Source organism: Moorena sp. SIO3H5 (assembly GCF_010692395.1).
GTDB lineage: Bacteria > Cyanobacteriota > Cyanobacteriia > Cyanobacteriales > Coleofasciculaceae > Moorena.
Genome location: NZ_JAAHHS010000574.1, coordinates 1 through 3771, shown reverse-complemented (window position 1 = coordinate 3771; position 3771 = coordinate 1). Strand labels below are relative to the sequence as shown.

The following is a 3771-nucleotide window of genomic DNA, read 5'->3' as shown; positions in this document are numbered from 1 at the left end:
TGGCAAGAGGCAAGAGGCAAGAGGCAAGAGGCAAGAGGCAAGAGGCAAGAGGCAAGAGGCAAGAGGCAAGAGGCAAGAGGCAAGAGGCAAGAGGCAAGAGGCAAGAGGCAAAAAATAATGTGTACCTCATAGATATGATAAACGCTATAGTTCTAAATTCTATAGAAAAGATAAAGCTTTGCTTATTATCCCTTCCACAACCAGATAATAACGACATAAATAGGCAACGTCTATTTATGTCGTTGGAAATATAGCCCTGGGCGATCGCGCACACAACTATATCGCTATAGCTTTGTGGGTGGGCAAAAATGTATAGCGCTATGGGCAATAGTTTTTGTTGCTTGTATCCCTGACAACTGACGCCTGAATGCTTACCTACGGTCAACAACTCTGGGCATCTGGAGAACCCTGATTACCCAGTTGAGCAAGACTTTTTAGTACTTCTCTGATTGTTAAATCTAAATGGTAGTATAATCCCCATAGCAATTTTCCAAAATAAGGTAACAGATAAGGAAATTCAACTATGACCATAACCAAAGCAATGCCATCGCAACGACATGCAGAATTTGACCAGGTGTTCCAGTTGTTTGATGCCAATGGTGATGGATTCATTAGTCGTCAGGAGATCATCGATGCTCTAGAGGTTTTGGGACAAGGCATTTCCCTTCAAGACCGAAGCAATCTTTTCAATCTGCTCAACAAAGATGATGTTGTGACACGAGATGCCTTTATGGAGTGGATGGTAAACCGCCAAGACCTCGATATTAGGGCTGATCTGCGACAGGTGTTTGAACTGATTGATGTTGATGGTAGTGGCAAATTATCCATTGAGGAGTTCACCCAGATTATCCGTTGCTTCAACACTACCGTAACTGATTCAGAAATTGCTGCTTTGGTCAGACAAGCTGATTTAAATGGAGATGGTGAAATTGATTTTGAAGAGTTTATTGCCACCCAGACTTATCAATCGGCTCTGAAGATTTCGATCGCAGGGTTACGCAGTTTTAAAAAGATTTTACTTCAGTACCAGAAAGTCGCAAAGTTTTCCTCCATTGCCCTGATTGAAGTTGATTCGGAATTAGGAGCAGGAACGCGCGGTCAATCTATGGGAACTGCTGCTTTGAGAGAAGCTGCTATCCAAAAACAGGCAGCACGGATGCATGCCGAGAATGGTGTTTTGAGTCTGGATAGTTTACAAGTACAAACGGAAAATTGGGCAGATGCTCTGGGACACAAACATCAGTACGCCAAGTATATTGAAAAGCTATATCAGGTGCTGAGCCGAACTACCGATGTAGTCGCCGAAACCCTACAGGAGGGGCTGTTTCCATTGGTACTCGGTGGGGATCATTCAACGGCAGCAGGGACAATCGCCGGAATCAAAAAAGCCTTTCCGAATCGTCGCCTGGGAGTGGTTTGGATTGATGCCCATGCCGATATTCACTCTCCCTATACAACTCCATCGGGAAATATGCATGGAATGCCTCTGGCGATGGCGACTGCTACTGATAATCTGGCTAAGCAAATCAATGATCTTGACTCAGAAACCTTAGAACTATGGAACCTTTGCCAAAGATTGGGGCTGGCAGATGGCGCAAATTTAAGCATTGAGGATTTGGTTTATGTTGCGGTACGAGATACGGAAGAGGCAGAAGACCACTTGATTGAAACACACCAAATCCTAAACATGACTACTGAGCACGTTCGTACCTTGGGTGCGGATGTTGTTGCCCAACGGTGTTTAGAGAAGCTAGAGGGGGTGGATCTGATTTACGTTACCTTCGATGTGGACAGTATGGACTCGACAATTTGTATGGGAACGGGAACCCCGGCTCCAAATGGGATTTTTGTCAAGGAAGCCTGTCTGCTCAACGAAACCTTGGTTAAAGATCCACGAGTTTGTTGTTGGGAAATCTGTGAAATTAATCCTCTGCTCGATACCCTCAACACCATGGTGGAAAACTCCCTGGGCATTTTTGAAACCGTAGTGGATGCCATTGCCAATCGCCTAGAAGTGACACCGAAAGCATAAGACTATTGTTCAAAAGCTATCAGCTGATAGCTGATAGCTGATAGCTGAACGCGCACGCGTGCGCGTAGCGCTTAAGCTGATAACTGATAACTGATAGCTCATAGCTCATAGCTGATAACTGATAGCTTAGCTAATCACTATCCACCAAAACAGTAACCGCTGCAACAGCAATCAGCATGTCATCATTTTTATCATTAAGTTCCGGAATCGCCCTGCCTTGAACTACCATTCCACCGGACTCAAGGGATAGAGTTTTCTGACCAAATGGGAGTACAGCGAGTACTTCATCTTCCCGGACTTGCTCTGGGTAAGGCACGGCGACTTGAACTTCAACTATCATTTGATTGGGATGCTCTAAACCAGCTACTTCCCAAACACCAGGCAAGGCATTGTGAGCAATAGCGTTACGTACAGCTCTTGCTGCTGCTACGGTTGGGTCTTGACCGTGTTGGTCTATTCCCATTCCCATTTCTATAATTAAGCGTTTACGAACCATGGCGAGTATATTGAATGCGTAAGCGTTTAATCGGATCATCCTCTGATTCTGGGACAGTATCACGACGGATTTCTTGTAAGCCCAATTCCTGAAAGTGAGCTAGTTCTGTATCCGACAACGGCCAAGGGGGACCATCCGGTTCAGTGTCGCTATCCCGAAATCGAGTTATCACTAGGAGGGTTCCCCCTGGGGCGAGTAAGGATGCGATCGCATTCATAACAGTTGACCGAACCTTCAGGGGTAAGGCTTGGATGTTACGACATTCAAACACAAAATCAAATTTGTGATGCCATGCTGGATCTAAGGCAAACAAATCCGCCACTTGGTACTTGACCTGGGAATCGGGAAATCGTTTTTCGCACCATGCGATCGCACTGGGGGAAATATCAAAAGCAGTGACTTGGAAACCTTGCTGCGCCAACGCTTCCGCATCATCCCCTAACCCACAACCAACCACTAGGGCAGAGCGACCCGACCCTTGGGGTGTATTATGCTCTAACCAATCCTGTAGATAGGGATGGGGTGTTAAACGCGCCCAAGGTATTTGCCCTGAATCCCCATTAGCTTCCGCATATAAAACCTCAAACCATTGAGATGGATTATCTTGGCGAATTGATTCCGATGCCAAGAGCTTGACCTTCTGCTGTAGTGTTTCGGGTTGTTGCTCGAACATAGGTCTGGGTGTGGTTATGCTTCCTAAGTTTATAGCACTACCGATTAAACTGTTTTAGTTAACTTTTGCCTCTAGCATGCATGCCAATGCCATTGCGCGTAGCGCTATAACTATTCCAATCTAAATCCCTGTCTGGTAAGAGAGATCAGGTTATAGCAGTCCCCAGGGCAGTTAGGACATGACAAAAGTCTCAAACCTAAGTAAGCGCAAGAGTTTTACTCTCTTGGTGCGCATTCTGATAGTGATTAAAAATCACCAGGGTCGCACCGCTTCTGACTTCTGACTTCTAACTTCTGACTTCTGCTATAGCAGTACCACATTACAAACTAAGCCATTTGGCTGATTTTTGCGATGAGGGGTGACACCCCTCATTTGCTCAGGTATATTTGAAATATAAGATGCACCCTGATGATCGAGAGAGTCAGTAAAACGACTCTCTTTTTTTTTGCCTGTTGCCTGTTGCCTGTTGCCTGTTGCCTGTTGCCTGTTGCCTGTTGCCTGTTGCTTGTTGCCTGTTTCCTGTTGCCTGTTGCCTGTTGCCCGTTGCCTGTTTCCTGTTGCCTGTTTCCT

Annotated in this window: 4 protein-coding genes; 1 reads left to right on the top strand and 3 read right to left on the bottom strand. The window is 45.7% G+C overall.

The genetic code is table 11. The features are described from left to right. Nucleotides 1-523: 523 nt before the first annotated feature. Nucleotides 524-2032 carry an arginase family protein gene (locus tag F6K52_RS33775; protein WP_293089157.1) on the top strand — a complete coding sequence of 503 codons (1509 nt, stop codon included), beginning with the start codon at nucleotides 524-526 and terminating at the stop codon, nucleotides 2030-2032. A 130-nt stretch (nucleotides 2033-2162) separates the two neighbouring features. Here F6K52_RS33775 and F6K52_RS33770 read toward each other — a convergent pair whose 3' ends face one another. From F6K52_RS33770 to F6K52_RS33760, 3 genes are all read right to left on the bottom strand, one after another. Continuing rightward, complete coding sequence (locus F6K52_RS33770; protein ID WP_293089155.1) at nucleotides 2163-2528, bottom strand: Lin0512 family protein; 366 nt, start codon at nucleotides 2526-2528, stop codon at nucleotides 2163-2165. Next, nucleotides 2518-3201, bottom strand: a complete 684-nt coding sequence (locus F6K52_RS33765; RefSeq protein ID WP_293089153.1) for a class I SAM-dependent methyltransferase — start codon at nucleotides 3199-3201, stop codon at nucleotides 2518-2520. Before F6K52_RS33765 ends, F6K52_RS33770 begins: the two co-directional genes overlap by 11 nt. Before the next feature lie 303 nt (nucleotides 3202-3504). After that, on the bottom strand, nucleotides 3505-3771 hold a 267-nt coding region (locus F6K52_RS33760), incomplete at its 5' end, for a hypothetical protein (protein ID WP_293089151.1).